Origin of the sequence: Pseudoalteromonas sp. T1lg24 (genome assembly GCF_002964745.1) — a bacterium.
Classification (GTDB): Bacteria; Pseudomonadota; Gammaproteobacteria; order Enterobacterales; family Alteromonadaceae; genus Pseudoalteromonas; species Pseudoalteromonas spongiae.
The window spans coordinates 158,206-184,385 of record NZ_PQCB01000018.1 but is presented as its reverse complement, the minus strand read 5'-3'; the positions used below and the strand labels follow the sequence as shown (position 1 = coordinate 184,385).

At 41.6% G+C, this 26,180-nt stretch carries 19 protein-coding genes, 5 tRNA genes and 1 pseudogene; 20 read left to right on the top strand and 5 right to left on the bottom strand.

Annotated elements, in window-relative coordinates:
* Nucleotides 1–27: 27 nt before the first annotated feature.
* Nucleotides 28–2,010, bottom strand: a complete 1,983-nt coding sequence (gene mnmC, locus C2M30_RS11770; RefSeq protein ID WP_105171745.1) for a bifunctional tRNA (5-methylaminomethyl-2-thiouridine)(34)-methyltransferase MnmD/FAD-dependent 5-carboxymethylaminomethyl-2-thiouridine(34) oxidoreductase MnmC — start codon at nucleotides 2,008–2,010, stop codon at nucleotides 28–30.
* Nucleotides 2,011–2,217: 207 nt separating this feature from the next.
* On the opposite strand from mnmC, the gene fabB reads away from it, so the two are divergent.
* The 10 genes from fabB to purF all read left to right on the top strand — a co-directional run bounded on the left by fabB (nucleotide 2,218) and on the right by purF (nucleotide 16,008).
* On the top strand, nucleotides 2,218–3,432 hold the full coding sequence (fabB, locus tag C2M30_RS11765; RefSeq protein ID WP_105171744.1) for a beta-ketoacyl-ACP synthase I: 1,215 nt from the start codon (nucleotides 2,218–2,220) through the stop codon (nucleotides 3,430–3,432).
* Between the two features lie 116 nt (nucleotides 3,433–3,548).
* On the top strand, nucleotides 3,549–4,676 hold the full coding sequence (locus C2M30_RS11760; protein ID WP_105171743.1) for a 4-phosphoerythronate dehydrogenase: 1,128 nt from the start codon (nucleotides 3,549–3,551) through the stop codon (nucleotides 4,674–4,676).
* 1 nt (nucleotide 4,677) lies between these two features.
* Nucleotides 4,678–5,694 (top strand): aspartate-semialdehyde dehydrogenase, encoded by a 1,017-nt coding sequence (locus tag C2M30_RS11755; RefSeq protein ID WP_105171742.1) that lies wholly within the window; start codon nucleotides 4,678–4,680, stop codon nucleotides 5,692–5,694.
* A gap of 321 nt (nucleotides 5,695–6,015) precedes the next feature.
* On the top strand, nucleotides 6,016–10,062 hold the full coding sequence (locus tag C2M30_RS11750; RefSeq protein ID WP_105171741.1) for a FimV/HubP family polar landmark protein: 4,047 nt from the start codon (nucleotides 6,016–6,018) through the stop codon (nucleotides 10,060–10,062).
* A 100-nt stretch (nucleotides 10,063–10,162) separates the two neighbouring features.
* The gene (gene truA / locus C2M30_RS11745; protein WP_100913774.1) at nucleotides 10,163–10,954 is read left to right on the top strand and encodes a tRNA pseudouridine(38-40) synthase TruA; all 792 of its coding nucleotides are present in this window, start codon (nucleotides 10,163–10,165) and stop codon (nucleotides 10,952–10,954) included.
* Nucleotides 10,955–11,085: 131 nt separating this feature from the next.
* Nucleotides 11,086–11,961: an acetyl-CoA carboxylase, carboxyltransferase subunit beta gene (accD, locus tag C2M30_RS11740; protein ID WP_010559658.1), complete on the top strand. Its 876-nt coding sequence runs from the start codon at nucleotides 11,086–11,088 to the stop codon at nucleotides 11,959–11,961.
* Between the two features lie 29 nt (nucleotides 11,962–11,990).
* On the top strand, nucleotides 11,991–13,259 hold the full coding sequence (gene folC, locus C2M30_RS11735) for a bifunctional tetrahydrofolate synthase/dihydrofolate synthase (RefSeq protein ID WP_105171740.1): 1,269 nt from the start codon (nucleotides 11,991–11,993) through the stop codon (nucleotides 13,257–13,259).
* A 2-nt stretch (nucleotides 13,260–13,261) separates the two neighbouring features.
* A complete protein-coding gene (locus C2M30_RS11730; protein ID WP_105171739.1) occupies nucleotides 13,262–13,912 on the top strand; it encodes an SPOR domain-containing protein in 651 nt (216 codons plus the stop codon).
* A gap of 60 nt (nucleotides 13,913–13,972) precedes the next feature.
* Complete coding sequence (locus C2M30_RS11725; RefSeq protein WP_010559661.1) at nucleotides 13,973–14,461, top strand: CvpA family protein; 489 nt, start codon at nucleotides 13,973–13,975, stop codon at nucleotides 14,459–14,461.
* A gap of 26 nt (nucleotides 14,462–14,487) precedes the next feature.
* Nucleotides 14,488–16,008: an amidophosphoribosyltransferase gene (gene purF / locus C2M30_RS11720; RefSeq protein ID WP_010559662.1), complete on the top strand. Its 1,521-nt coding sequence runs from the start codon at nucleotides 14,488–14,490 to the stop codon at nucleotides 16,006–16,008.
* Between the two features lie 92 nt (nucleotides 16,009–16,100).
* Here the strand turns inward: purF and C2M30_RS11715 are convergent, their stop codons facing one another.
* Nucleotides 16,101–16,703, bottom strand: coding sequence for a Yip1 family protein (locus C2M30_RS11715; protein WP_010559663.1), 603 nt, complete (start codon nucleotides 16,701–16,703; stop codon nucleotides 16,101–16,103).
* Between the two features lie 262 nt (nucleotides 16,704–16,965).
* On the opposite strand from C2M30_RS11715, the pseudogene miaE reads away from it, so the two are divergent.
* Nucleotides 16,966–17,740, top strand: a pseudogene (miaE, locus tag C2M30_RS11710) (tRNA isopentenyl-2-thiomethyl-A-37 hydroxylase MiaE).
* Between the two features lie 24 nt (nucleotides 17,741–17,764).
* On the opposite strand, the gene C2M30_RS11705 reads toward miaE, so the two are convergent.
* Nucleotides 17,765–18,490 carry a UDP-2,3-diacylglucosamine diphosphatase gene (locus tag C2M30_RS11705; RefSeq protein ID WP_105171738.1) on the bottom strand — a complete coding sequence of 242 codons (726 nt, stop codon included), beginning with the start codon at nucleotides 18,488–18,490 and terminating at the stop codon, nucleotides 17,765–17,767.
* 44 nt (nucleotides 18,491–18,534) lie between these two features.
* Nucleotides 18,535–19,029, bottom strand: a complete 495-nt coding sequence (locus C2M30_RS11700; RefSeq protein WP_010559666.1) for a peptidylprolyl isomerase — start codon at nucleotides 19,027–19,029, stop codon at nucleotides 18,535–18,537.
* A 141-nt stretch (nucleotides 19,030–19,170) separates the two neighbouring features.
* Here C2M30_RS11700 and cysS point away from each other — a divergent pair, with 141 nt between their 5' ends.
* Complete coding sequence (gene cysS / locus C2M30_RS11695) at nucleotides 19,171–20,547, top strand: cysteine--tRNA ligase (protein ID WP_105171737.1); 1,377 nt, start codon at nucleotides 19,171–19,173, stop codon at nucleotides 20,545–20,547.
* Between the two features lie 68 nt (nucleotides 20,548–20,615).
* On the opposite strand, the gene folD is transcribed toward cysS, so the two are convergent.
* Entirely contained in the window at nucleotides 20,616–21,470 is an 855-nt protein-coding gene (folD, locus tag C2M30_RS11690) for a bifunctional methylenetetrahydrofolate dehydrogenase/methenyltetrahydrofolate cyclohydrolase FolD (protein WP_010559668.1), read from the bottom strand.
* A gap of 271 nt (nucleotides 21,471–21,741) precedes the next feature.
* Here folD and C2M30_RS11685 point away from each other — a divergent pair.
* The 8 genes from C2M30_RS11685 (at nucleotide 21,742) to clpX (ending at nucleotide 26,059) form a co-directional block, all read left to right on the top strand.
* A tRNA-Pro gene (locus C2M30_RS11685) sits at nucleotides 21,742–21,818 on the top strand.
* Nucleotides 21,819–21,861: 43 nt separating this feature from the next.
* A tRNA-Arg gene (locus C2M30_RS11680) sits at nucleotides 21,862–21,938 on the top strand.
* 37 nt (nucleotides 21,939–21,975) lie between these two features.
* Nucleotides 21,976–22,051: transfer RNA gene (locus C2M30_RS11675), tRNA-His, on the top strand.
* 20 nt (nucleotides 22,052–22,071) lie between these two features.
* Nucleotides 22,072–22,148 (top strand) — tRNA-Pro (locus C2M30_RS11670).
* A 26-nt stretch (nucleotides 22,149–22,174) separates the two neighbouring features.
* Nucleotides 22,175–22,251 (top strand) — tRNA-Pro (locus C2M30_RS11665).
* Between the two features lie 306 nt (nucleotides 22,252–22,557).
* On the top strand, nucleotides 22,558–23,862 hold the full coding sequence (tig, locus tag C2M30_RS11660) for a trigger factor (protein WP_010559669.1): 1,305 nt from the start codon (nucleotides 22,558–22,560) through the stop codon (nucleotides 23,860–23,862).
* A 190-nt stretch (nucleotides 23,863–24,052) separates the two neighbouring features.
* Complete coding sequence (gene clpP, locus C2M30_RS11655; protein WP_105171736.1) at nucleotides 24,053–24,664, top strand: ATP-dependent Clp endopeptidase proteolytic subunit ClpP; 612 nt, start codon at nucleotides 24,053–24,055, stop codon at nucleotides 24,662–24,664.
* A 111-nt stretch (nucleotides 24,665–24,775) separates the two neighbouring features.
* The gene (gene clpX / locus C2M30_RS11650; RefSeq protein WP_010559671.1) at nucleotides 24,776–26,059 is read left to right on the top strand and encodes an ATP-dependent protease ATP-binding subunit ClpX; all 1,284 of its coding nucleotides are present in this window, start codon (nucleotides 24,776–24,778) and stop codon (nucleotides 26,057–26,059) included.
* The last annotated feature ends 121 nt before the right edge of the window (nucleotides 26,060–26,180 follow it).

Here is a 26,180-nt window from a genome sequence, read left to right as displayed (position 1 = left end):
CTATGCGGCTTTTTTTATCGCTTGTTTTTATATTTTGTTGCGTTTTAAATCGCGCACAATAAAGCGATTAGGGTGTAGCATTTCACTGATATGGGTTGGCACAGGCAATGGCTCGTCACAAAGTGCTGCTACTAACATCTCCGCCGCAAGTGGCGCTGTACAAAGCCCGCGAGCACCTAAGCCGGAAAACACAAATAAACCGTTATTTGGGTTAGCATCAGTTGCAAAGTCGTAATGTTTGCCGTTTCTCAGTGGCGCAAAGTTGTTTAACAAAGTGTCTTCATCGGGAACTTCACCAACGATTGGTTGGTGATCTGGGGTTGTGCAGCGAATAGCGGCTTTAGCATCGAGAATTGACTCTTCGGTGATCCCCAACTGCTCAGGGTAAAACGAGCGCAATTGATTTAAATTAATTAAGTTGTCGCTACTACTAATTTCTCGACTCATACTACGTTTTTCAAACGTTGCGCCCATACAGTGAGTGTTATCTAACTGGGGAGTGAAATACCCTTTATGACACAGCACGGTTTTTAGCTTTTGCGATAAGTCGTTTGCCATAACGCGGGTAACTTGACCACGTACAGGGCTAAATGGCAGTACTTGGGTTTGTGAAAAGCGGGTGGTTAACTCACCACAGGTGATGAACACTTGGCTAAATTCACCAACATCTTGATTGTTTGAATCAATAAGTTGATAGCCATTTTGTGTTTTTACAATATCGCTAATTTCGGTGTTAAAAACGATATTATGTGGTGTATTACTATTACTTGCAGCGAAAATAGCGTTTACTAATGCCGGTGGTTTTACCCAGCCAGCTTCACTAATAAATAAGCCAGAAAAATTAGCCTCAAAGCCGGCAATATCGTTTGCTTGTTGTGCTGATACACCGCGAATTAAAGAACTTGGCCATGCGTTTTTTTCTATAAGGCGCTGTTGAATTTCTACTTTACTATCGCTGATACCATGTAATAGTACACCGCACCAATCGTGTGGATAGTGATAGCCATCATCATGTATTTGCTGATAAACACGTTTAGCATAATGAAAGCTATGAGCAAAAAACTCGCTTATGGCATTAAAATCAGCTTGTAGATTTGGGTAAACAGCGCCTTGGTGATTATGTGACGCACCTTTTGCGAGCGCATCATCTTTACAAAAAATATCGCAAGCTATGCCCCGTTTTGCAAAGCTGTGAACTAAGGTTGCAGTGGCAATGCCGCCGCCAATAATCGCAACTTTTTCAAGTGATTGCGTGCTACGCTCAAAATAGGCTGGTTGTGTACTGCTTTGGTTTGCTTTTTCTAATGTGCCAACCACCATTTCACGTTTACGGCCGTAGCCTTTAACTTTTTTTACGCTAAAGCCCGCATCGGCAAGGCCTCGGCGTACAAAGCCAGCGGCGGTAAAGGTGGCAAAGGTACAGTCGCTACGCCCGAGGTTGGCCATGCCATCAAATAACGACTGTTGCCACATATCCGGGTTTTTACTGGGGGCAAAACCATCAAGATACCAGGCATCAACAATGCCGTTTTCACCGTAACAAAGCTGTGGCAGCGTGTCTTGAATATCGCCAAACCACAAATCCAATATAACGCGACCTTGATCAAACTCTAAACGATGACAGCCTGCAATGGCAGTTGGATAACTTGCGACAAGTTGCTCACTTAAGCTTGTTAACTCTGGCCAAGCAGCAAGCGCTTGTTGCAGCGCTGATTGTTCAAGCGGGAATTTTTCAAAGCTAATAAAGTGCAGTTGTTCAACTGATTTGTCGCTATCTTGGTTAAACCGCTGCCAGGTGTTTAAAAAATTTAGCCCTGTACCAAACCCCGTTTCAGCAATAACAAAATGCCTTCTCGGGTGACTTTGCCAACGCGAAGCAATATTGTTTTGTTGAAAAAACACATAATCTGACTCTAACAAGCCGTTATCGTTCGAAAAATACACATCATCAAAGTCTTGTGCGACCGGTGTGCCTGATTCATTAAACTCAATTTTTGCGTGGCGGATCATAATTATTTAAAACAAACTTAACGTAGCGCTATTGTACGAGATATAGGGGGGCGGTTAAACTTGATTTAGAACAATTAAGTCTTATTTATTTAGCAGTTAAAGTTAAAATACTGTAAATTCGAAACACGTGTACGCTGAGATTAGACCAGTTTTTTGTAAATAACACGTAGAATAGAGCACAATTATCTTTGTAGAAAAGGTTTATCCATGAAAAGAGCCGTAATTACGGGTATCGGTATTGTTTCAAGTATCGGTAATAATCAAGAAGAAGTACTTGAATCATTAAAAGCAGGCCGTTCAGGCATCACATTCAATCAAGAGTTTGCAGATTTAAAATTACGTTCAAATGTGAGCGGTAGCATTGATCTTGACCCGAAAGAGCATGTTGATCGTAAAGCATTCCGTTTTATGGGTGACGCAGCAGCGTATTCATATATCTCAATGCAACAAGCAATTGAAGATGCTGGCCTAAATGAAGAGCAAGTTTCTAACCCGCGTACGGGCATTATTGTAGGTTCAGGTGGTGGTTCATCTAAGTATCAAGTTGAAGCTGCTGATATTCTTCGTGAAAAAGGCGTTAAGCGCGTAGGTCCATACATGGTTCCGCGTACTATGGCATCAACTACGTCAGCATGTTTAGCAACACCGTTCAAAATTAAAGGTGTTAACTACTCAATCAGTTCAGCATGTGCAACGTCAGCACACTGTATTGGTAACGCAGTTGAGCAAATTCAGTTAGGCAAACAAGATGTTATTTTTGCTGGTGGCGGTGAAGAACTTCACTGGACACTAGCAATGGAATTTGACGCGATGGGTGCATTATCAACGAAGTATAATGAAACTCCTGAGCTTGCTTCACGTACTTATGACGCAAATCGTGATGGTTTTGTTATTTCTGGCGGTGGCGGTATCGTTGTTGTTGAAGAATTAGAGCACGCGCTTGCACGTGGTGCGAAAATCTACGGTGAAATTGTAGGTTACGGCGCAACGTCAGACGGTTACGACATGGTTGCACCATCAGGTGAAGGCGCAGTTCGTTGTATGCAACAGGCGCTTGCCACGGTTGAAGGTGATATTGATTACCTAAACACGCACGGTACATCAACACCGGTAGGTGATGTAAAAGAGCTTGGCGCAATTCAAGAAGTGTTTGGTGGTAAATCACCTGCAATCAGCGCGACAAAAGCAATGACAGGTCATGCGCTGGGCGCCGCTGGTGTACACGAAGCGATTTACTCAATTCTAATGCTACAAAATAACTTTGTTGCGCCATCTATCAATATCGATGAATTAGATGAGCAAGCTGAAGGTTTAGATATCGTAAAAGAAGCGCGTGAAACCGAGCTTAACACTGTGATGTCAAACAGCTTCGGTTTTGGCGGCACAAACGCAACGCTTGTAATGCAAAAATACAAGGGTTAATTAGCGAACGTTTTAGTTATCGCTAAATGAATCTAAGAAAAGCCACTTAAGTGATTGAGTGGCTTTTTTATTCCCGTTAAAATAGCGTATCACCCGTTTGCCTTAATAGGACAAGTATGCGCATTCTTGCAGACCAAAATATGCCTTTGGTCGAAGAGTTTTTTTCAGAATTCGGTGAAATCACTCGATTTGCCGGTCGTGAGCTAGATCCCCAACAACTTATTGATACTGATATTCTATTGGTACGTTCAATTACCAAAGTTGATGCCAATTTATTAGCGCATGCAAACAAACTGAAATTTGTTGGTACTGCAACCATAGGCACAGATCACGTTGATCAAACGCTGTTACAGCAAAAAGGTATCGCGTTTTCCAGCGCTCCGGGCTGTAATGCAACGGCGGTTGCTGAATACGTGGTGTCGAGCCTGTTAGCGCTTGCGCAAGAAGATGGTTTTAGCTTGCGCGATAAAACGGTCGGTATTATTGGAGTAGGCAATATTGGTAGCCGCCTTGCTGTTAAACTTGAAGCTTTGGGCTGTAAGCTACTTTTGTGCGATCCGCCAAAGCAAGCTGCCGGCGAGCTAAGCGAAGGTGTGTCATTTGATACGGTGATTGAGAAAGCTGATATCTTGAGTTTTCATGTGCCATTAGTAAAAGAAGGCATTCATAAAACAAAACATTTACTTAACCACGGTAATCTAGCCAAGTTAAAATCAAATGCGATTGTGGTGAACTCATGTCGCGGTGATGTGATTGATAACTCCGCATTACTCAACTTTATGCAAGCGGGCGGTGGATTATCGTTAGTGTTGGATGTCTGGGAGAATGAGCCGAATATAGAACAAGCGTTACTGCCATATACACGCATTGGCTCAGTGCATATAGCCGGTCACAGCCTTGAGGGTAAAGCTGGAGGAACGGATATGTTGTATCAAGCAGTGTGTCAGCAATTCGGTAAACCAACAACGCACAAAATGGCAGATTTTCTCCCTCAACCTGAGTTTATGGCGGTACATTTAGGCACAACGTTTAGCGATGCAAATATTTGTCAGTTAGTGCATAGCGTGTATGATGCGCGCCGCGATTATGGCTTATTAAAAAACGGCTTAAACAGCGAAGGATTCGATAGTTTAAGAAAAAACTATCCGGGACGTCGCGAATTTAGCACTTTAACGGTAAAATGCAGTTCAACTGCAAATGCAAAACGTTTAAGCCAACTGGGCTTTAACGTGATTGAGGAATAACATGTCACAAAAATTCAATGTTGCCGTTTTAGGTGCAACGGGCCTAGTAGGCCGTCAAATTATCGAAACACTAGAAGAGCGTAAGTTCCCAATTGATACGCTGTATTTATTGGCATCAGAGCGCAGTGCAGGCGAAGATATTAAGTTTGCAGGCGAAGACATTGAAGTGATTGATGTTGAGACCTTCGATTTTTCTAATGCCCATATTGCCCTGTTCTCAGCGGGTGGCAGCGTTTCGGAAAAATATGCACCAATTGCAGCAGAAGCAGGGTGTGTGGTTATCGACAATACCTCACATTTTCGTTACGACTATGATGTGCCCTTAGTTGTGCCTGAGGTTAACCCTGAAGCACTGAGTGACTTTAGAAATCGCAATATTATTGCTAACCCGAATTGTTCAACTATTCAAATGATGGTGGCACTAAAGCCGATTTATGATGCCTATGGTATTGATCGTATTAACGTAACTACTTATCAGTCTGTTTCAGGTGGTGGTAAAAAAGCGGTAGATGAGTTAGCAAAACAAACAGCAAACCTAATGAATGCGCGTCCACTTGAAAACGACGTATTTCCAAAGCAAATCGCGTTTAATGTGATCCCACAAATTGATTCGTTTGAAGATAACGGCTACACCCGTGAAGAGATGAAAATGGTGTGGGAAACGCAGAAAATATTCGGCGATAGCAGTGTAATGGTTAACCCAACCGCTGTGCGCGTACCTGTGTTTTATGGTCACGCAGAAGCGATTCACCTAGAAACGCGTATGCCGGTAGATGTTGAACATGTGAAGCAGTTATTAAACGATGCGCCTGGCGTAGAATATATCGAAGATGAGCAAGACTACCCAACACCGGTGACCGATGCGAGCGGCAATGACGCGGTATATGTTGGCCGCGTACGTCAAGATATTAGCCACCCTCACGGATTAAATCTGTGGGTTGTATCTGATAACACACGTAAAGGTGCGGCAACAAATAGTGTACAAATCGCAGAGTTGTTAATCGAACAATACCTATAATTGTCAATTCTTTGATGCCAAACAATTATACCACCGTAATTGTTTGGCATTATTCGTAACTTATTGAGTTTCAGTTTAAAGCGGCACGTTCATATACTGAGATAATGTAATCCCGCCAGTTACTTTACTAATGCTAATTAATGGATATTCAGTGTTTTCTGGTTTATAGTTTTACGCTGAAAATTATAAAAAGAGTCGCACTATTTTAAGCTGTTACAGCTAGGAAACTATAAAAATGGTGCAAACTTTGCATAAGTTTGATGTTCGAGCACCGTGTTCAAGAACATATAAACTTCTCAGAGTTAATATTAAAGGAAACCCATGCGCAGCTTCTTTTCTTCAAAAGCGATTATTCTATTTTCGGCAGTGTTGCTAGGTGCATCGACCCTATCATTTGACCTTTTTGCCGACAGCACTCGCATCCGCGGACCGAAAAACGTAGATATTGGTGAACAGGGGAAACGTTATGGGCCTATTCGCGATTCAGACACGCTATGGCGCATCGCAACAAAATTAAGACCTGATAACTCGGTTACGATTTATCAGGTAATGCAAGCGATTTATCAGAAAAACCCGAATTCTTTCCTCGATAATAATATTAATCACTTGCGCCCTGGCGCTTACTTAGCAATGCCATCAATGCGCGAGATCCGAAGCATTAATGCAGGCTTTGCCCAAGAGCGTTCAGAGCTAGATGACAAACTTTGGGATAAAAAGGTTAAAGGCGAACTTACGCAAACCGAAATCGACGTTGTTGCAAAGCAAGCAGAGCAGGCGAAAAAAGAAGATGTAATCGTTGCTAAAAAAGAGTTAAGTGACGAAATTAAGCAGGCAAAAGAAGCACAAAATGAGAAGTTAGAGCAGCTTAAAGACGAATTTAAATCATCGGTTGATAACGTTGAGGCAATTCTTAACGAAAATGAAAACCTGAAAAAGCAAGTTACCAGCTTATCAACTGAACTTGAGCATATTCGCGGTCAATTAGACAGCGATAGGCAAACACTAGACGAATTAAAAGCGCTACTTGCTGACCAGCATCGCATTCTTGCAGAACAAGAAGCCAAGGCTAAGGCTGAGGCGGAATCATTTAGTTTACAAAATTTGACTAATAACCCACTGCTGTTAGTAGTGCTTGCACTTATTCCTGGGTTTTTAATTGTTGGCGGTGCAATTTATTGGTTTAAATCGCGTGCAAATAAAGTTGAACCTGAAGAACCTATTTTTGATACACCAATGTCAAAGGTACCAGACCCTATCGTAAACGATACGTTAGATGATGATTTAAGCGATGGGTTAGATGACGTTCTTGCAGATAACACAGTAGACGATGATTTAAGTTCAGGTTTAGACCAAGGATTAGACGACCCATTTGATGATGTGCTCGATCAAAGCTTTGACGATGCACTAGACGATGATGTTGTTGCACTTGATGATGATCTAGACGATACACTGGGCGAACCTGAAGACTTGCTCTACGAAGATGAAGAGCCTGCGCTCGAAGAAACTAACTCGCTGCTAGATCAAGACGAGCTTGATGGCTTACTTGGTGATGCACTTGATGATGATTTGCTAGATGAAAGTGATTCAGATGATCTCGTGCCAGATTTAAATAATGATAGTGCAGACGACGAATTAGCAGATGCTGACGATATTGATGCGATTCTAGCGCAAGATTTTGACACAGGCGCTGATAGCGATGATGTGGCGATTGACGAAATAGCAGAAAGCGATAGTGAAATTGAACTAGATATTCCAGAAGAGCAAGAGCCGCTCAGTCAGGAAGAGCCTGATGTAGCTGATGTTGATGCTATTATGGATGAGCTAAGTAATGATGAGCTAGAGTCTGAAGTAACAGAAAGCGAAGAAGAGAAAGAACCTGAAATCCAATTAGATATGGATGATATTGATGCGATGATCAATGAGGTTGAGGCTGATGATACCGACCTAACCAATCTTGATGCATTAATTGAAGAGGCTAACTCAGATGCAGAACGTTTAGCTGCGCAACAAGCCGCTGCAGAAGCTATTGCAAATACAGATACATCAGAAAATGAACTTGAAGATTCGCTCGATTCAGATGATATTTCTGTTGACACATTAGAGGAACAAGCAGAAGAAGTTGAGGCAAGCGATGTTGATGATATTGACGCATTGTTAGATGAAGCTGCGCAGTCGACAGAAGCTACTGAGTCAGATGATGATATTGATGCCTTATTAGAGCAGACAGCTGAAAGTGATAACGGATCGGCACTTGATGACATCGATGAGCTAATTGAACAAAGTGTAGAACCAGAATCTGAATTAGATGCGACAGAGCCAAATGATACTGAAATTGATGTTGATGATGTAAACGTCGAAGCAGCTGCCCTTGTAGATGAAATCAGCTCTGAAGCGTTAGACGAGCCAGTAGAAGAATCACTAGATGATTCACTCGAAGACTCGTTGGATGACACACTTGCATCAAGTGAAGATGCGCTAGATAAATTAGATGAACTTGATACGATTGCGCCAGAAGCGCAAGAATTCGAAGCGCTTGAATCTGATGAAGCGTCTAGTAATGCCGATATCGATGAAATTGATGTTGACGACATTAATGTTGAAGCTGCCCTTGAAGACGAAATTATCTCTGAGGAATTAGACGAGCCAGTAGAAGAGTCGTTAGATGATTCACCTGTATCTAATGAAGAGGCGCTAGATGAGCTTGATGCAATTGAGCCAGAAGCGCTTGAATCTGATGAAGCGTCTAGTGAAGCTGATATCGCTGAAATTGATGTTGATGATGTAAACGATGAAGCTGTCGCCCTTGAAGACGACATCACCTCTGAAGAATTAGATGAGCCAGTTGAAGAGTCACTAGATGATTCACTCGAAGAGTCATTGGATGACTCGTTTGCATCAAATGAAGAAACACAAGACGAACTTGGTGCTATCGAGCCAGAAGCGGAAGAATTAGAAGCACTTGAACTTGATGAAGCGTCTAATGATGCAGATATCGCTGAAATTGATGTTGATGATGCAAACGGTGAAGCAGCCGCCCTTGAAGACGAAATCATCTCTGAAGAATTAGATGAGCCAGTAGAAGAATCAATAGAAGAGTCATTAGATGAGTCACCTGTATCTAATGAAGAGGCGCTAGACGAGTTCGATGAACTTGACGCAATTGAGCCACAAATAACAGCCTCAGAAGATATTGACGCATTTGAGTCTGATTTAACGGATATTGATGCTAACAACTTCGATAATTTAACTGAGCAAACGGTCGAACATGATTTATCGATGCTTGATGAATCTGCACCTGATTTGCAAACAGCAGATGAAGCGTTACTCGATGCACTTGATGGTGACGATGCATTATTAGATGCGCTTGATGAACCACTTGAAATAGCTGAGCAGAATGAATCAGTAGAAAGTGATGAGGCAACAGATACGCTTGAGCCAGAGCAATTGCTTGAAGATATGGCTTTTCCTGATGGTGAATCGTTAAACGACGATGAATTAGAGAATGATCTTAATGATACGCTTGATATTGGCATCGACGACAGCATTTTATCTGAAGAAAATGTTGATTTTGGTGATGATCCATTAGCAATTGATGTTGATCTTGGTGCTGAAGATGAGCGTTTGTCTGAGCAATTTGAGAGTGACGAGCAATTACGCGCCGATACACCAAGTCAAACCCTTGATGAATACCCAGAACTTGAACTGGATGAAGCGCTTGAAGAGCTGGATGCGCCAGTGTTTGATAACGAGCAACCGTTACCAGAAATCGAACAAGCGCAAGCAATCAATGATGAAGTTATTACAACAGAAGATCTATCAGCGACAGAATCAGAAAATGACGACTTACTTGATGATGATTTGTTAGGTAGTGACTTAGACAATAGCAATGATATGCTAATCGATGAGCTAGAGAGTACTGACTTTGACAGCTTGTTGAATGAATTAGCAGAGCCTGAGCCTATTTCTAGTGAATCTCAGAAAGATTTTGAATTAGATTTTGATTCTTTACTTGATGAAAAGTCAGAAGCGGAACCGTTTGAAGTAGAAGAGATTGATACTGCCGAATCAGATTATTTAGATATTGATGATCTGCTTGACGAAAGTGATGATTTAGACGCCGATAATGAGCCTTATCAAAATGTAGATATGGACGTTGGTTTAGGTGATTTTGAGGATTTACTGGCAGGGGAAGACTCGCTAGATGTCGATACCGAGAACCAAGGTTTTTCTGCAAAACTAGACCTTGCTCGCGCATACCTTGAAATTAACGATTCAGAAAGTGCGCTGAAAGTTATTGACGAAGTGATCAAAGACGGCCCGCCTGAAGTACAAGACGAAGCGCTTGCATTAAAACAGCAACTGTCTTAAGTTTAATTTGAAAAAGCCCGCATAGCGGGCTTTTTTATACTTGGTATCAAGACAAGCTCTCGGTATAATTAGGGTTTTTCAAATTCATGGAATAGTGTTCATGCGAGTCGCTCTAGGCGTAGAATATGATGGTTCTCAGTACAGTGGTTGGCAGCGCCAACAACACGTAAACAGTGTACAAGAAGAGCTCGAAAACGCGCTTTCAAAGATCTGTAACGAAAAAATAGAAGTGACTTGTGCGGGTAGAACCGATGCTGGTGTACATGGAACAGGGCAGGTAGTGCATTTTGACACCACCGCTGATAGAGCCATGGTGGCGTTTACGCTCGGTGTGAATGCCAACTTACCGGATGCCATTGCAATTCGCTGGGCAAAACAAGTAAGTGAAGACTTCCATGCGCGTTATAGCGCAACAGCAAGACGCTATCGCTACATTATATATAACAGTACTTATCGACCAGGCATTTTACGTTCGGGTCTTAGTCATTATCACCACCCACTCGATGTAAAACAAATGCAGTTAGCTGCGCCTTATTTGTTGGGCGAGCAAGACTTTACATCGGTGCGCGCTGTGCATTGTCAATCAAAAACGCCGTTTCGAAACATTATGCATTTAAATGTTGAACGTTATAACGACTTTATTGTGATTGATATTAAAGCCAATGCGTTCGTTCACCACATGGTACGAAATATTGCCGGATGCTTAATTGATATTGGTCAAGGCAAGTATCCACCAGAGTGGATGCAACAAGTATTAGCGCTTAAAGATCGCACCCAGGCATCTGCAACGGCAAAGCCTGGTGGGTTATATCTAGTGGAAGTGGATTATCCTGAACATTTTGAAATACCTAAATCGAATCCAGGGCCGCTATTTTTACCAAATAGCTTATAAAAAACCGATTAATTAACACAATTTAGCGACATATTAGACCAGTTTTTTATACCTTAGTCGCACGATTAGTGTTTTAATTGCAAAAATTTTCTGTGTAGTTCAAAGCAGATATAGCAGTGAGAGAGATTTAAATGAGCTGGTTAGAAAAAATCTTACCAAAAACAACCAAGTCTACGGGTCGTAAAGAAATTCCTGAAGGTGTTTGGGCTAAATGTGGTGATTGTGACACGATCGTTTACAAGGCAGAACTAGAAAAACAACAACATGTTTGCCCTAAATGTGATCATCATATGCGTATTGGCGCACGTAAACGTCTTGAGCAGTTTTTAGATGACGGTGAGCGTCTAGAGCTTGGCCAAGAGTTTGAGCCAAAAGATGTTTTAAAATTTAAAGACTCAAAGAAATACTCAGACCGTATTTCAAGCGCACAAAAAGTAAGTGGCGAAAAAGACGCACTTGTTGCGATGACTGGCCGCTTAAAGGGTGTACCGGTTGCTGCTGTGGCATTTGAATTCTCATTTATGGGTGGTTCAATGGCATCGGTTGTTGGTGCGCGCTTTGTTGAAGCAGTTAACAAATGCTTAGAGCATAAAATGCCTCTAATTTGTTTCTCTGCATCAGGTGGTGCACGTATGCAAGAAGCCCTTATGTCACTAATGCAAATGGCAAAAACCAGTGCTGCACTGGATAAAATGAGCGAGCAAGGCTTGCCGTTTATTTCGGTACTTACTGACCCAACTATGGGTGGTGTTTCTGCATCATTAGCAATGTTAGGCGATATTAATATTGCTGAGCCGAAAGCGCTAATTGGTTTTGCTGGTCCGCGTGTAATTGAGCAAACAGTACGTGAAACGTTACCAGAAGGTTTTCAGCGCTCTGAATTCCTTTTAGAGCACGGCGCAATTGATATGATTGTTGACCGTCGCGAAATGCGTGACACCATTGCACGCCTAGTTGCGAAATATATGCACTTGCCGTCAACTGAACAAGAGCATAGAATTGCATAATCTAAACTGATTTAGCAACTTATTGCACTATGACACATGTTGTACCAAGCCAATCATCGAGTCTAGATGATTGGCTTTGTTATTTAGAAAGTATTCATCCTTCAAACATTGATATGGGTTTAACGCGCGTTCGCCAGGTCGGTGAAAAGCTCGGTTATACCGCACTTCCTAATGTTATTTTAATCGCAGGTACCAATGGTAAAGGCACAACTGCACGTTGTTTAGAAGCCTTATTACTATCTCAAGGTTATTCAGTTGGCACTTATGCATCACCCCATTTAATTCGTTATAACGAACGTGTACGTATTAATGGGTCGGAATTACCAGACCAAGATCATGTTGCAGCGTTTCATGCGCTAGAGCAGGGGCGTGGTGAAATTAGTCTGACTTATTTTGAATTTGGCACACTGGCGGCACTTGAAGTATTTAAACAGAAAAAGCCTGACTACATCTTATTAGAGGTAGGTTTAGGTGGTCGATTGGATGCTACCAACATTGTTGAGCCGATTGCTTCTGTTATAACAACTATCGATTTAGACCACAAAGAATACTTAGGTGATACTCGAGAGTTGGTTGGTCGCGAAAAAGCAGGTATTTTCAGAGCTAATGCGCCTGCGATTGTCGGTGATTTGGCTATTCCAAACTCCATTTGGCAATATGCAGAAGAGCTGGGCACACAGGTAACTGCGGCACAAAAAGATTATTCGTTTGCACTGACAGCTGATTTGCTAACGTACCAAAATGGCGATTTAAACATGTCTTTACCGGTACCGAATATTCCAGCGCAAAATGTGGCAACGGCGATTACAACGCTTTACATACTAGGGTTGCTGCCAAATGAAAACACCATTTGTGATGTATTGGCTAACCTTACGGTTGAAGGACGTTTTCAATGCTTGAGCGAACAGCCGTTGGTGTATGCGGATGTTGCACATAATCCTGAATCGGCACGATACTTAGCATCAAAATTGGCGACATTTCAAGCACAGGGCAAAACGATTATTGCACTTGCTGGTATGCTGCAAGACAAAGACCAAAAAGCGGTGTTTAATGCGGTTAAGTCAAATATTGATCAATGGCATTTAGCCAATCTAACGTGCTTTAGAGGCGATAAAGCCGATAATTTATTACAGCAATTACACAGTGAAATGGACAAGCCAAATGCAACAATTCATGACAGTGTGGCAAGCGGCTTGCAATCGGTTTTAGCAAATATGACCGAAGATCAGTTGCTAATTGTATTTGGCTCATTCTACACTGTGGCTGATGCAATCGCGTTTTGGCAAAATAAGGAGTAAAGGTGAATAGTCAATTTATCAATCGCTTAGTGGGTACGGTTATTGTTGTAACAGCGGCGATTGTATTTATTCCTAATATATTAGATGGCGAAAAAGTACAAAAACGCGAAACGTTTAAAGATATACCTGAACGCCCAGAATTTAAAGCGATCGATTTAGATCCAGAACCCGATCAAGTACTTGCGCGCGAGTCATTGCCAAGTACGCCCGTGATTGAAGAAGCCGCAATCGATGAAGGCGAAAATTCGCCATTCAATAGTGATTTGGTTGAAAAAGCGCAAAATGAAGCCGAGTTTACGGAAGAAAAGAAAGTTGCAACGGTTGATTTAGGTGAAACACCAACGGTGAACGATACTAAAGTTGAACCGAAAGTTGCGGTTAAACGACCTGAAAAAAGTAATCTTGAGGATTTCGCTTGGGTGATTCAATTAGGTAGTTTTTCTCATAAAGCGAACGTTGAATCGTTACTTGCGAAGCTTAAAGGTGCGGGCTTTACTGCGTTTACAAAACCGATTAAAACCCCATCAGGCACACTTACAAAAGTGTTTGTAGGGCCTGAGTTAGATAAGCAAAAATTAGAATCACAATTACCCCAATTGAAAAAATTAACCAAGCTGAATGGCCGAGTGACACAATTTGAAATCACAAATTGAGCTGGCAATTAGGCGTAAGCTTATATAAAATGCGCGCGAAACATAAAAGGGCAGGTTAATATGATCTGGGTAGATTACACCATTTTGGGTATCATCGGACTTTCATCCTTAGTAAGTTTGATGCGCGGCTTTGTTAAAGAAGCAATGTCGCTTGCTGTTTGGATCGCTGCCTTTTTTATCTCAAGCATGTTTTATGAACATCTCGCCGTCTTCCTTGCTGACACTATCTCCGAACCCCTAGTACGTAATGGCGCTGCAATCGCAATCTTGTTTTTCTCTACCTTGATTGTTGGCAGTTTAGTGAATTATGTACTTGGAGAACTCGTTCAGCGCACAGGTTTATCAGGTACAGACCGAATTATTGGTTTAGTGTTTGGCGCATTGCGTGGCGTGCTCATAATTAGTGCACTATTATTTTTTCTCGATGCTTTCACCAGCGCCCCAAGTAAAGACTGGTGGAGTAGTTCAAGTTTAATTCCAGAGTTTAGCTTTATTATCGAATGGTTTTTTGAATACCTCGAAGATAATTCAAGCTTCTTAACTCAATAACCCCTTATCAGGCGAGGATTTTTCTCATGTGTGGTATCGTTGGTATCGTCGGAACTACCCCGGTAAATCAAACTCTTTATGACGGTTTAACCGTTTTACAACACCGTGGTCAGGATGCGGCGGGTATTATTACCATTGACAATAACACCTTTAGCTTACGTAAAGACAATGGCCTAGTGAAAGATGTATTTCACACGCGCCATATGAAGCGTTTACAAGGCGATATGGGTATTGGTCATGTTCGTTACCCAACGGCAGGTTCTTCAAGCTCAGCTGAAGCACAGCCGTTCTACGTAAACTCGCCATTTGGTATTGCGCTTGCGCACAATGGCAACTTAACCAATGCAGAAGCGTTGAAAGAAGATTTATTTAAAACAGCAAAGCGCCACGTTAACACCACATCAGATTCAGAAGTATTACTGAATATCTTAGCCCATGAACTAGCCAAACCGAATAAACTTGAGCTATCGCCTGAAGACGTATTCACTGCGGTAACAACGGTAAACAGTAAAGTTGTTGGTGGTTACGCGTCAATTGCGATGATTATCGGCCACGGTATGATTGCATTTCGTGATGCTAACGGTATTCGCCCACTGGTATTTGGTAAACGCGAAACTGAGCAAGGTGTTGAGTACATGTTTGCATCAGAAAGTGTTGCACTTGATGCGTGTGGTTTTGAATTTATTCGTGATGTTGCGCCAGGCGAAGCCATTTTTGTATCAAAAGACGGCCAGCTACATTCACAGCATTGTGCACAAAATGCAGCATACAGCCCATGTATTTTCGAATTTGTATACTTTGCACGTCCAGACTCGACAATCGATAAAATCTCGGTTTACGCTGCACGTGTAAACATGGGTACTAAACTAGGTGAAAAAGTAAAACGCGAATGGGCTGACAAAGAAATTGATGTTGTTATTCCAATTCCTGAAACTTCGTGTGATATCGCGTTAGAAATGGCAAACGTACTTGACCTTCCTTATCGTCAGGGCTTCGTTAAAAACCGTTACATTGGCCGTACTTTCATTATGCCTGGTCAAGAGCTACGTAAAAAATCGGTTCGCCGTAAGCTAAATGCCATCGCACAAGAGTTTAAAGGCAAAAACGTATTACTTGTAGATGACTCAATTGTACGTGGTACAACATCGGCACAGATTGTTGAAATGGCGCGCGAAGCAGGTGCTAAGAATGTTTATTTTGCATCAGCAGCACCGGAAATTCGTTTCCCGAACGTATATGGTGTTGATATGCCATCAGCGCAAGAGCTAATTGCACATGGCCGCGAAGTTGAAGATATCAATGCAAGCATTGGTGCAGATGGCCTAATTTATCAATCGCTGCCTGATCTTATTAGTGCAGTAAGCAAAGAAAACCCTGAAATCAGCAACTTCGAAACATCTGTGTTCGATGGCAATTATGTTACAGGTGATATCGACCAAGCTTACTTAAATCGTATTGATGCACTGCGTAATGATGCGGCTAAATCCGGTCGCGAATCAGCGATGTCATCAGGTTTAGAGCTTCATAACCAAGATGCGAGTGAATAACTTCTAAGAAATTAATCGATAAAAAAGGAGCTTTTAGCTCCTTTTTGTTTTTATTAACTATATAGTTTGCTGGAAATAGGAATTAGACGGTTTTAGCCTGATGTAAACATAGGACCAAAACCTGATGTCCACATAATTGCGGTTGCCGCAAGAATTATCACCAGTAACACTAAACCGCAGGTCACTACTGAACTTGCGTAAATAAAACCTCGCTCTTCAGGAATGTGCATTAAAATAGGCACGCCGGTATACAGTAAGTACACTGAGTAAGCGACTGCGCCACAACCCACAATCACGATAAACCAAAGCTCTGGATATACCGCCGCTAGTGCCGACATAAAAATAGGTGTTGAAGTGTAAGCTGCAAGCTCAAGTGTTTGCGTATAACTTGGCTCTGCACCAAACGTAATTGCCATCCAATGTGCTAGGTAGGCAAGTGTAAATACGCCGGCAATAAGGGCGAAGTACATTGATATCGCAAGTAGCATTGCGCTTGATTCAGTTAAGAAAATCCGGTCGCCTACGCCAACACTCCAGCCTAAGTAAACCGATGAAAAATACCCCATAATGCTTGGTACTAAAGCAATCAGTAGAATGTGTGACATGCTGTACCCAAAGCTTTCGTGGCGAGCATCAATTGTTTGCCATTCTTCTTTTGGGTGAGCATATAAGCCCCAAAGATGATTTAATATCATATTGTGTTCCTTGTATTACCCTAAACGGATTGGCTAATGTGGTTTTTGACTTCAAATTCATCACTTAGCGTTTGTTGTTTTTTTAAACAAGCTCACTACTACTTATTGGTTATTGTTAATAAAATGTCAAGAAATATAATTTAGGGTTGCTTTTGAAATCTGATAAAGATCAATCTAAGCAAAGGCGGCGCAAGAAGAATCAAGACTTAGTTTAAGTTGTTATGATAAAATTAATTATTATTCATTTTTGTCTAACATAGATATGAGTCTAGCGAAATATCAGGAACTATTAGCGCCCATTTATCAGTTTTTACAGTGTGAAACTCCCGATGAATGGATCACCGAAGCCAAAAAAGCAGAAAACTTACCTGTTTTATTACTCGATCATTTAATTTGTGAATTAAAAGCTGGGCAAACGGCTATGTGGTTAATTCGTAAATATGCCGCAGACAAAAAAAGTGGCGAAGCCTTACTTGAATGGTTTCAGCCTTATGAGAAGTTTGTCTATAAAAAAGAAGGTTCGCTTGAATCTTGCTGAACATTACAAATTAAGTAAAGAAATTGTGCCAAAGAGTGACTCTAACTTTGGCCAAGACTTAATTGATAAAATGGTATTGCTAATTAAAGAAGAGCTTCATCATTTTTACCAAGTTCTAGAGATAATGGTTGCTCGTGGTATTGAATATGAAAATATTACAGCAAGCCGTTACGCTAAAGGCATGATGACTCATGTACGTACCCACGAGCCTGCAATTTTGGTAGATAAACTGATTTGTGGCGCTTACATTGAGGCACGTTCTTGCGAGCGTTTTGCCAAGCTGGCACCACACTTAGATGATGAATTGTGTAAGTTCTATATTTCATTGCTTCGCTCAGAAGCGCGTCATTATGAAGATTATCTGGCCCTTGCAGAGCAAGTTGCCGGAGAAGATATTTCCGATCGCGTAAAGTTTTTCGGTGAAATGGAAGCCGAGCTTATTTCATCACCGGATGATGATTTTAAATTTCACAGTGGAAAACCAAAAGAGCGCAGTTAGCGCTCTTTTTGATTGTGTTACATTTTATAAAGGCTCACTAATCAGTTTAATGCCTTGTTGTGATGCCTCGATATACCATAAATCAGTATACCAATCGCCAAGTACATAGCGCGTTTTATTATTATCATACTTATGCACATTAGGGCGGTGAGTGTGGCCGTGGATCATCTGGCTGACGTTAAATTTAGTAAAGGTGTCACTCACAGCTCGCTCGTTAACATCCATAATAGCCTGCGACTTCATTTTTTTTGATTGTTTGCTGTGAGCACGAATCTTAGCCGCTTTTTTTTGGCGAAAACTGAGCGGTAAATTAAGCATTAATGTTTGCCACCACCAAGAGCGACTCTTTTTACGGAATTTTTGGTATTCGATATCGTCGGTGCAGAGCTCATCGCCATGACAAACTAGCGTTGGCGTGCCGTATAAATTAATGATTGTTTGATCTGGCAGGAGCGTCATATTGCAGGCTTTGGCGTAGCGCTTTTTAATTAAAAAGTCGCGATTACCATGGGTAAAATAGAGTTTTACCCCTGCCTGACTCAATTCGTTTAATTCATTGGCAACTTTTTGATTGAGTGCCGTATGATTGTCATCGCCAATCCAGGCTTCAAAAAAGTCACCCAAAATATACAGGGCATCTACTGATTTTGCGTTCTGCTTTAAGTTATCTATAAAGTTAAAAAAGCCTTGATTGATCAAGGAGGTGTCGTCGCTTAAGTGCAGATCTGCAATAAAGTAGGTTTTATTCATAATAGATAAGAATTTGCCCCAGTTACCCGAGGCAAATATGCTTATTAAGCGTCGATAGTTGCGCTTTCAATCACAACTGAATCAAGCGGTACGTCTTGGTGGAAACCATAACTACCTGTTGGTACTGCTTTGATTTTCTCTACGATGTCCATGCCTTCAACAATCTCGCCAAATACACAGTAACCCCAACCTTGCGATGTTTCGCTAGTGAAGTTTAAGAAGTCATTGTTGTTCACATTAATGAAAAACTGTGCTGTTGCTGAGTGTGGATCTGGCGTACGCGCCATTGCAATCGTACCTACTTTATTTTCTAGGCCGTTATTTGCTTCGTTTTCAATTGGTGCTTGTACGTCCTTTTGTTCCATATCAGCAGTGAAACCACCACCTTGAACCATAAAGCCGTCAATAACACGGTGGAAGATAGTACCGTCGTAAAAACCCGATTTTACGTAGTTAATAAAGTTTTCTACTGTTTTCGGTGCTTTTTCTGCATTTAAAGCGATTTTGATGTCGCCAAAATTGGTTTTAATAGTAACCATGTTTATTCCAACTGTTAGTTTTTAATAAGTGTCAGGCTATTTTATAAAATATCTGGTAATAGAACAAAGAAAGATTTATCCGTTAACCACAACCATGTTAAAATGCCGCTTTAGTATGCGCAAACATAGAGGAAATTATAAATGTTGCAGATTTACAACACACTTACACGACAAAAAGAAGCCTTTAAACCACTTGTAGCTGGCAAAGTAGGCATGTATGTGTGTGGTATCACCATTTATGATTACTGTCACGTTGGTCATGCACGCACTTATGTGTCGTTTGATGTGATGAATCGTTTTCTTCGCCACAGTGGCTTTGATGTTACTTATGTACGTAATATCACAGACGTTGATGATAAAATTATTAAACGTGCAAACGAAAATGGCGAAGCAATTGATGCGCTAACCGTACGTATGACCAAAGCGATGCACGAAGATTTTGATGCGCTGAATATGTTGCCAGCTGATATCGAGCCAACAGTAACCGGTCATATGGATGAAATCATTGAGATGATTGAACGCTTGGTTGAGAAGAATCATGCCTATGTTGCAAGCAATGGTGATGTGCTTTTCGATGTATCAACCTTTGAGCAGTACGGTTCACTGTCGCAGCAAGATTTAGATATGTTGCAAGCGGGCACGCGCGTAGACGTTGCTGAAGGCAAAGACGATCCACTTGATTTTGTACTTTGGAAAAAAGCTAAGGTAGACGAACCGTCATGGTCAAGCCCGTGGGGCGAAGGTCGCCCAGGTTGGCATATTGAGTGTTCAGCAATGAGCAATAAGCATTTAGGCGCGCATTTTGATATTCACGGCGGTGGTTCAGATTTACAATTCCCTCACCATGAGAATGAAATTGCCCAGTCATGTTGCGCTACCGGTGAAAAGTATGTGAATACGTGGATCCACACAGGCATGGTACAAGTAAATAAAGAAAAAATGTCTAAGTCGTTAGGCAACTTCTTTACTTTGCGTGATGTACTGAAAGAGTATGATCGAGAATCGGTACGCTTTTTCTTAATTAACGGTCATTATCGTAGCCAGCTAAATTACTCAACCGAGAATTTAGAACAAGCGCGTGCAGCAATGGAGCGTATCTATACTGCACTTCGTGGTGTTGAGGTGGTCGAAACATCACTTGAAAATGACTATGTGGCACGCTTTAACACTGCGATGAATGATGATTTTAATACGCCTGAAGCACTGCCTGTTATTTTTGAGCTGGCAAAAGAAATTAACCGTTTAAAAGATGAAGATGCGAACCAAGCTGGTCAACTTGCATTTATTCTTAAAACACTCGGTGAAATTCTAGGCATCGCACAGCAAGATCCTGAAAGTTTTTTGCAAGGTGAACAAGCCGATGATGAAGTAGCAGAAATTGAAGCGCTGATTATACAGCGTAATCAAGCCCGTGCTGACAAAAACTGGGCACTAGCAGATGAAGCGCGCGATAAGCTAACCGCTTTGGGTGTTGTGCTAGAGGATAGCGCAGGCAAAACAACGTGGCGTAAAGCTTAACTTTTTAAGTTTGAACAATAAAAAAGGTTGCCACGGCAACCTTTTTATTGGGATTTGAACTCTAAACTCTAGCTGTGATATGTCTCACATGCTTCAAGCGTGTTAGCAATTAAGCTCGCCACTGTCATTGGGCCAACACCACCTGGTACAGGGGTAATAAAGCTCGCGTTTTCAGCTGCAACATCATATGCCACATCACCCACTAGTTGACCTGACTCTAAACGGTTAATACCTACATCAATAACGATGGCACCTTTTTTAATCCACTCACCAGGAATAAATTCAGCTTTACCCACAGCCACAACAACTAAGTCAGCACGGCGAACGTGCTCTTCAAGGTTTTTAGTAAACTTATGACAAACGGTTGTTGTACAACCAGCAAGTAACAGTTCTAACGCCATTGGGCGACCTACAATATTAGATGCACCAACAACTACTGCGTCCATACCTTTGTATTTAACACCAGTTGAATCAAGCAATGTGATAATACCTTTAGGTGTACACGGACGAAGCGCAGGCATACGCTGTGCTAGTCGACCTACGTTATAAGGGTGGAAGCCATCAACATCTTTATGTGGTGTAATTCTTTCTAAGATTTGCTCTGCATCTAAACCTTCAGGTAACGGTAGCTGTACTAAGATACCGTCAACTTCTGAATCATTGTTTAGCTGTTCTACTAAATCGAGTAGTTGCTGTTGTGTTGCATCACCAGGTAAATCGAACGACTTAGACACAAAACCCACTTCTTCACATGCTTTACGTTTTGAGCCAACATAAACTTGACTAGCAGGATCTTGACCTACTAACACAACCGCTAGGCCGGGGGCGCGTAGTCCTTGTGCTTTACGTTCTGCTACACGTTCTGCAACAGATGTTCTAACTTGTTTTGCAATTGCTTTGCCGTCAATGATGTTTGCTGACATTAAAAAACCTACATATAAGATACTAAAGTGTGGAGTGGGGCGCATTTTCTCATGAATTTAAACAATAGCCAACAGGTGTTAGCGGACAAATGTCCGATATGTTTGATTATCTTTTATGCGTCAAAGTCATGCTTTTAACAAAATGTGAACACTTAGGGTTAAATTTAACCAGTTGAACAGTTTTTTCAAAAAAAAGGTTTGACGGGGCAAGGTCAAATCACTATTATGCACCCCGTTGTTTACGAGCACTCACATGAATGTTCAAAACAGTCGGCGTTTAGCGCAGCTTGGTAGCGCACTTGGTTTGGGTCCAAGGGGTCGCAGGTTCAAATCCTGCAACGCCGACCACTTTTTTATAAAGGGTTTCTGCACGTAAGGTGTGGTTCGAAATGCGCCCGTAGCTCAGCCGGATAGAGCAACGGCCTTCTAAGCCGTCGGTCGAAGGTTCGAATCCTTCCGGGTGCGCCATTTTATAAAAGTAAACAACACACTGCATAAAGTAGTGGCGGCTGTAGCTCAGTTGGTAGAGCCCTGGATTGTGATTCCGGTTGTCGCGAGTTCAAGTCTCGTCAGTCGCCCCATCTTACTTTAGTACTGTTTTCGGCGTTTAGCGCAGCTTGGTAGCGCACTTGGTTTGGGTCCAAGGGGTCGCAGGTTCAAATCCTGCAACGCCGACCATTTTTACAGTACACACATCTTATAGTCGGCGTTTAGCGCAGCTTGGTAGCGCACTTGGTTTGGGTCCAAGGGGTCGCAGGTTCAAATCCTGCAACGCCGACCACTTTATCTCCCTCAAAAATCTTTCATTTTGCTTCAAAATTCATCGAAATTATCCGTGTTTTTATCCATTTTCATTAATTTCACTAGGATGCTCGACTATCTCAATTATTGCGTTATAATGCCGCGTCTAAAGTTTAACTTGAAACGCTTCATACCAATCTGATAAGCAAATTTGATGGTTTGATTATCAGATTGGTATTAGGGTTATTCCACAGTGAGCAATAAAGCGATACACACTCTTTTTTGCACATGTCACTGGGTAAAGGAAGGCGTAAAAAACGCCATATTTAAAAGATTGAGGTAAAACATGCAAGTTTCTGTTGAGACTACTCAAGGCCTAGAGCGCCGCATTACAATCACTGTTCCAGCTGAGAACATTGATACAGAAGTTAAAAAACGCTTACAACAACTTTCAAAAACACAGCGTATCGATGGTTTCCGTCCAGGCAAGGTTCCTGTGTCAATCATCAATAAGCGTTACGGTGCAGCAGTACGTCAAGAAGTTGCTGGTGACCTTATGCAACGTCAGTACATTGATGCGGTAATCGCTGAGAAACTAAACCCAGCTGGCGCGCCTTCATTCGAGCCAAAAACGCTTGAAGCTGGTAAAGACTTAGAATTCTCTGCAACTTTTGAAGTTTACCCAGAAGTTGAAATCAAAGATTTAGAAAAAATCTCAGTAGAGAAGCCAGTTGCAGAAGTAACTGACGCAGATCTTGAAAACATGCTTGTAACACTTCGCAAGCAGCACGCTACTTGGGTTGAAACTGAAGAAGCAGCTGCAGCAGAAAGCCGTGTAACAATCGATTTCGTAGGTACTATCGACGGTGAAGAGTTTGAAGGCGGTAAAGCTGAAAACTTCCCACTAGAACTTGGTCAAGGTCGTATGATCCCAGGTTTCGAAGACGGTATTGTTGGTAAGAAAGCGGGCGAAGAAGTTGTTGTTGACGTAACGTTCCCTGAAGAATACCACGCAGAAAACCTTAAAGGTAAGCCTGCTCAGTTCACTATCACTGTAAACAAAGTTGAAGTTCAAGAACTTCCTGAACTTACAGATGAGTTCGCAGTAACATTCGGTGTTGCAGAAGGCGGTTTAGACGCACTTAAAGAAGAAGTGAAGAAAAACATGAGCCGTGAACTTGACCAAGCTGTTAAAGCACAGGTTAAAGATCAGGTAATTAAAGGTCTTCTTGAAACTAACGAAATCGAAGCGCCTAAAGCACTTATCGGTCAAGAAATCGACGTACTTCGTCAGCAAGCGGCACAACGTTTTGGCGGCGACGCTAAAAACATGCCTGAGCTTCCTGCTGAGCTATTCCAAGAGCAAGCAGCGACTCGCGTAAAGACTGGCCTACTTTTAGGTGAAGTAATCAAGTCAAACGAGATCAAAGCAGACGACGCTAAAGTTGAAGAGCTTATCGCTACTATGGCTTCAGCATACGAAGATCCAACTGAAGTTGTTGAGTACTACAAGTCAAACGAGCAACTTATGCAACAGATGCGTAATGTAGCGCTTGAAGAAGCTGCAATTGATTCAGTACTTGCAAAAGCAACTGTTTCAGAAGTAGCAAAAGGCTTTGACGACATCATGAATCCACAAGCTGCGCAATAAGTCATTGACTTAAACGTTAGCTAACGATTAAATGGCTCGTGTATCTCTGCAAAATTTGCAGTTTGTACCGGGCCATTTTTATTGCCGGTAATCTGATAATCAGTTGGAATGTTAATTCCGCATAGTTTCAGCGTCATATGTTAACAAAATTACGTTTGGACTTTGTTAGCACAAAAGGAAAGTATTAATAATGTTAAATAACCCAGTCGATCCTTTAAATGCATTAGTGCCTATGGTAGTTGAGCAAACTGCTAAAGGTGAGCGCTCATACGACATCTATTCGCGATTATTAAAAGAACGTGTTATCTTTCTAACAGGTCAAGTTGAAGACAATATGGCTAACTTAATTGTGGCTCAATTATTGTTTTTAGAATCAGAAAACCCTGAAAAAGACATTTTTATTTATATTAACTCGCCAGGTGGCTCGGTTACCGCGGGTATGGCAATTTACGACACCATGAAGTTTATCAAGCCAAGTATCAGTACGGTATGTATTGGTCAAGCGGCAAGTATGGGCGCATTTTTGTTATCTGGTGGTACTAAAGGCAAACGTTTCTGTTTACCAAATTCTCGTGTGATGATTCACCAACCACTGGGTGGCTTCCAAGGTCAGGCATCTGATTTTGAAATTCATGCTAAAGAAATTTTATCAATCAAAGATAAACTGAATAGATTAATGGCTGAGCACACAGGACAGCCACTTGAAGTTGTCTCAAACGATACCGATCGTGATAACTTTATGAGTGCTCAACAAGCAGTTGACTACGGTTTAGTTGACGGCATACTTTCACAGCGAGATTAATTTAGCGTTGCTAATAAACCTTTGCCATAATGGTAAAGAAGCTCGTTGTAAACAAACGCCTTTTATTTAGGTAAAATAAAAAGGTCGGGAAGAATATTAAGAGGTAGCTTAATGTCTGAAAATCGGAGTGACGGCGATAAGAGCGGAAAATTACTCTACTGCTCATTTTGTGGTAAAAGCCAGCACGAAGTTCGTAAACTTATCGCAGGACCATCAGTGTATATCTGTGATGAGTGTGTTGAACTGTGTAATGACATTATTCGTGAAGAAATAAAAGATATTGCGCCAGCGCAAGCTAGCCAAGATCGCTTACCAACACCAAAAGAAATTCGCAGTAACTTAGATGACTATGTAATTGGTCAAGAGCATGCGAAGAAAGTACTTTCGGTTGCAGTATACAATCACTACAAACGTTTACGTCATTTAACTGGCAAAAACCCTGTAGAGCTAGGTAAAAGTAATATTTTGCTTATCGGTCCAACAGGTAGTGGTAAAACATTGCTTGCAGAAACCATGGCTAAGCTACTTGATGTACCATTTACGATGGCAGATGCAACCACGTTAACTGAAGCAGGTTACGTAGGTGAAGATGTCGAAAACATCATTCAAAAGCTGCTACAGAAATGCGATTACGATGTTGAAAAAGCGCAGCGTGGTATTGTTTATATTGATGAAATTGACAAAATTTCACGTAAAGCAGACAACCCATCGATTACTCGTGATGTATCGGGTGAAGGTGTGCAGCAAGCATTACTTAAGCTAATTGAAGGCACGGTTGCGTCAGTTCCACCACAAGGTGGCCGTAAGCATCCACAGCAAGAGTTTCTACAAGTAGATACTTCTAAAATCTTATTTATCTGTGGCGGTGCATTTGCAGGCCTAGATAAAGTGATTGAAGCGCGTGGTAGCAAAAATACCGGTATTGGCTTTGGTGTCGATGTTAAATCAAGCGACTCAAAACGTTCACTTACGGAAGCGTTCCAAGACGTTGAACCAGAAGACTTGGTTAAATATGGTCTTATTCCTGAGTTTATTGGTCGTCTACCTGTTGTTGCAACACTAGGCGAGCTTGACGAAGCTGCACTTGTGCAAATCTTAAGTGAGCCGAAAAACGCATTAACCAAGCAATATGGTTCATTGTTTGAAATGGAAAACGTTGAGCTGGAATTCCGCGAAGACGCACTTAAAGCGATTGCGCATAAAGCAATGGAGCGCAAAACTGGTGCTCGTGGTCTTCGCTCAATTGTTGAAGGTGTACTGCTTGATACTATGTACGAGTTACCATCAATGGATGAAGTATCAAAAGTCGTAATCGATGAAACAGTAATCAAAGGTGAGTCAGACCCAATTCTGATTTACGAGAATGCAACGCCTGATAAAGCAGTATCAGAATAGTTGTTTGATTATTGAACGAAAAAGGGGCCAAATGGCTCCTTTTTTTATAAAAGCATTGATCTCTTGATTAACTATCCCCATATTCACAAATAATCTAAAAATTTATAATTTGCTGACTAAA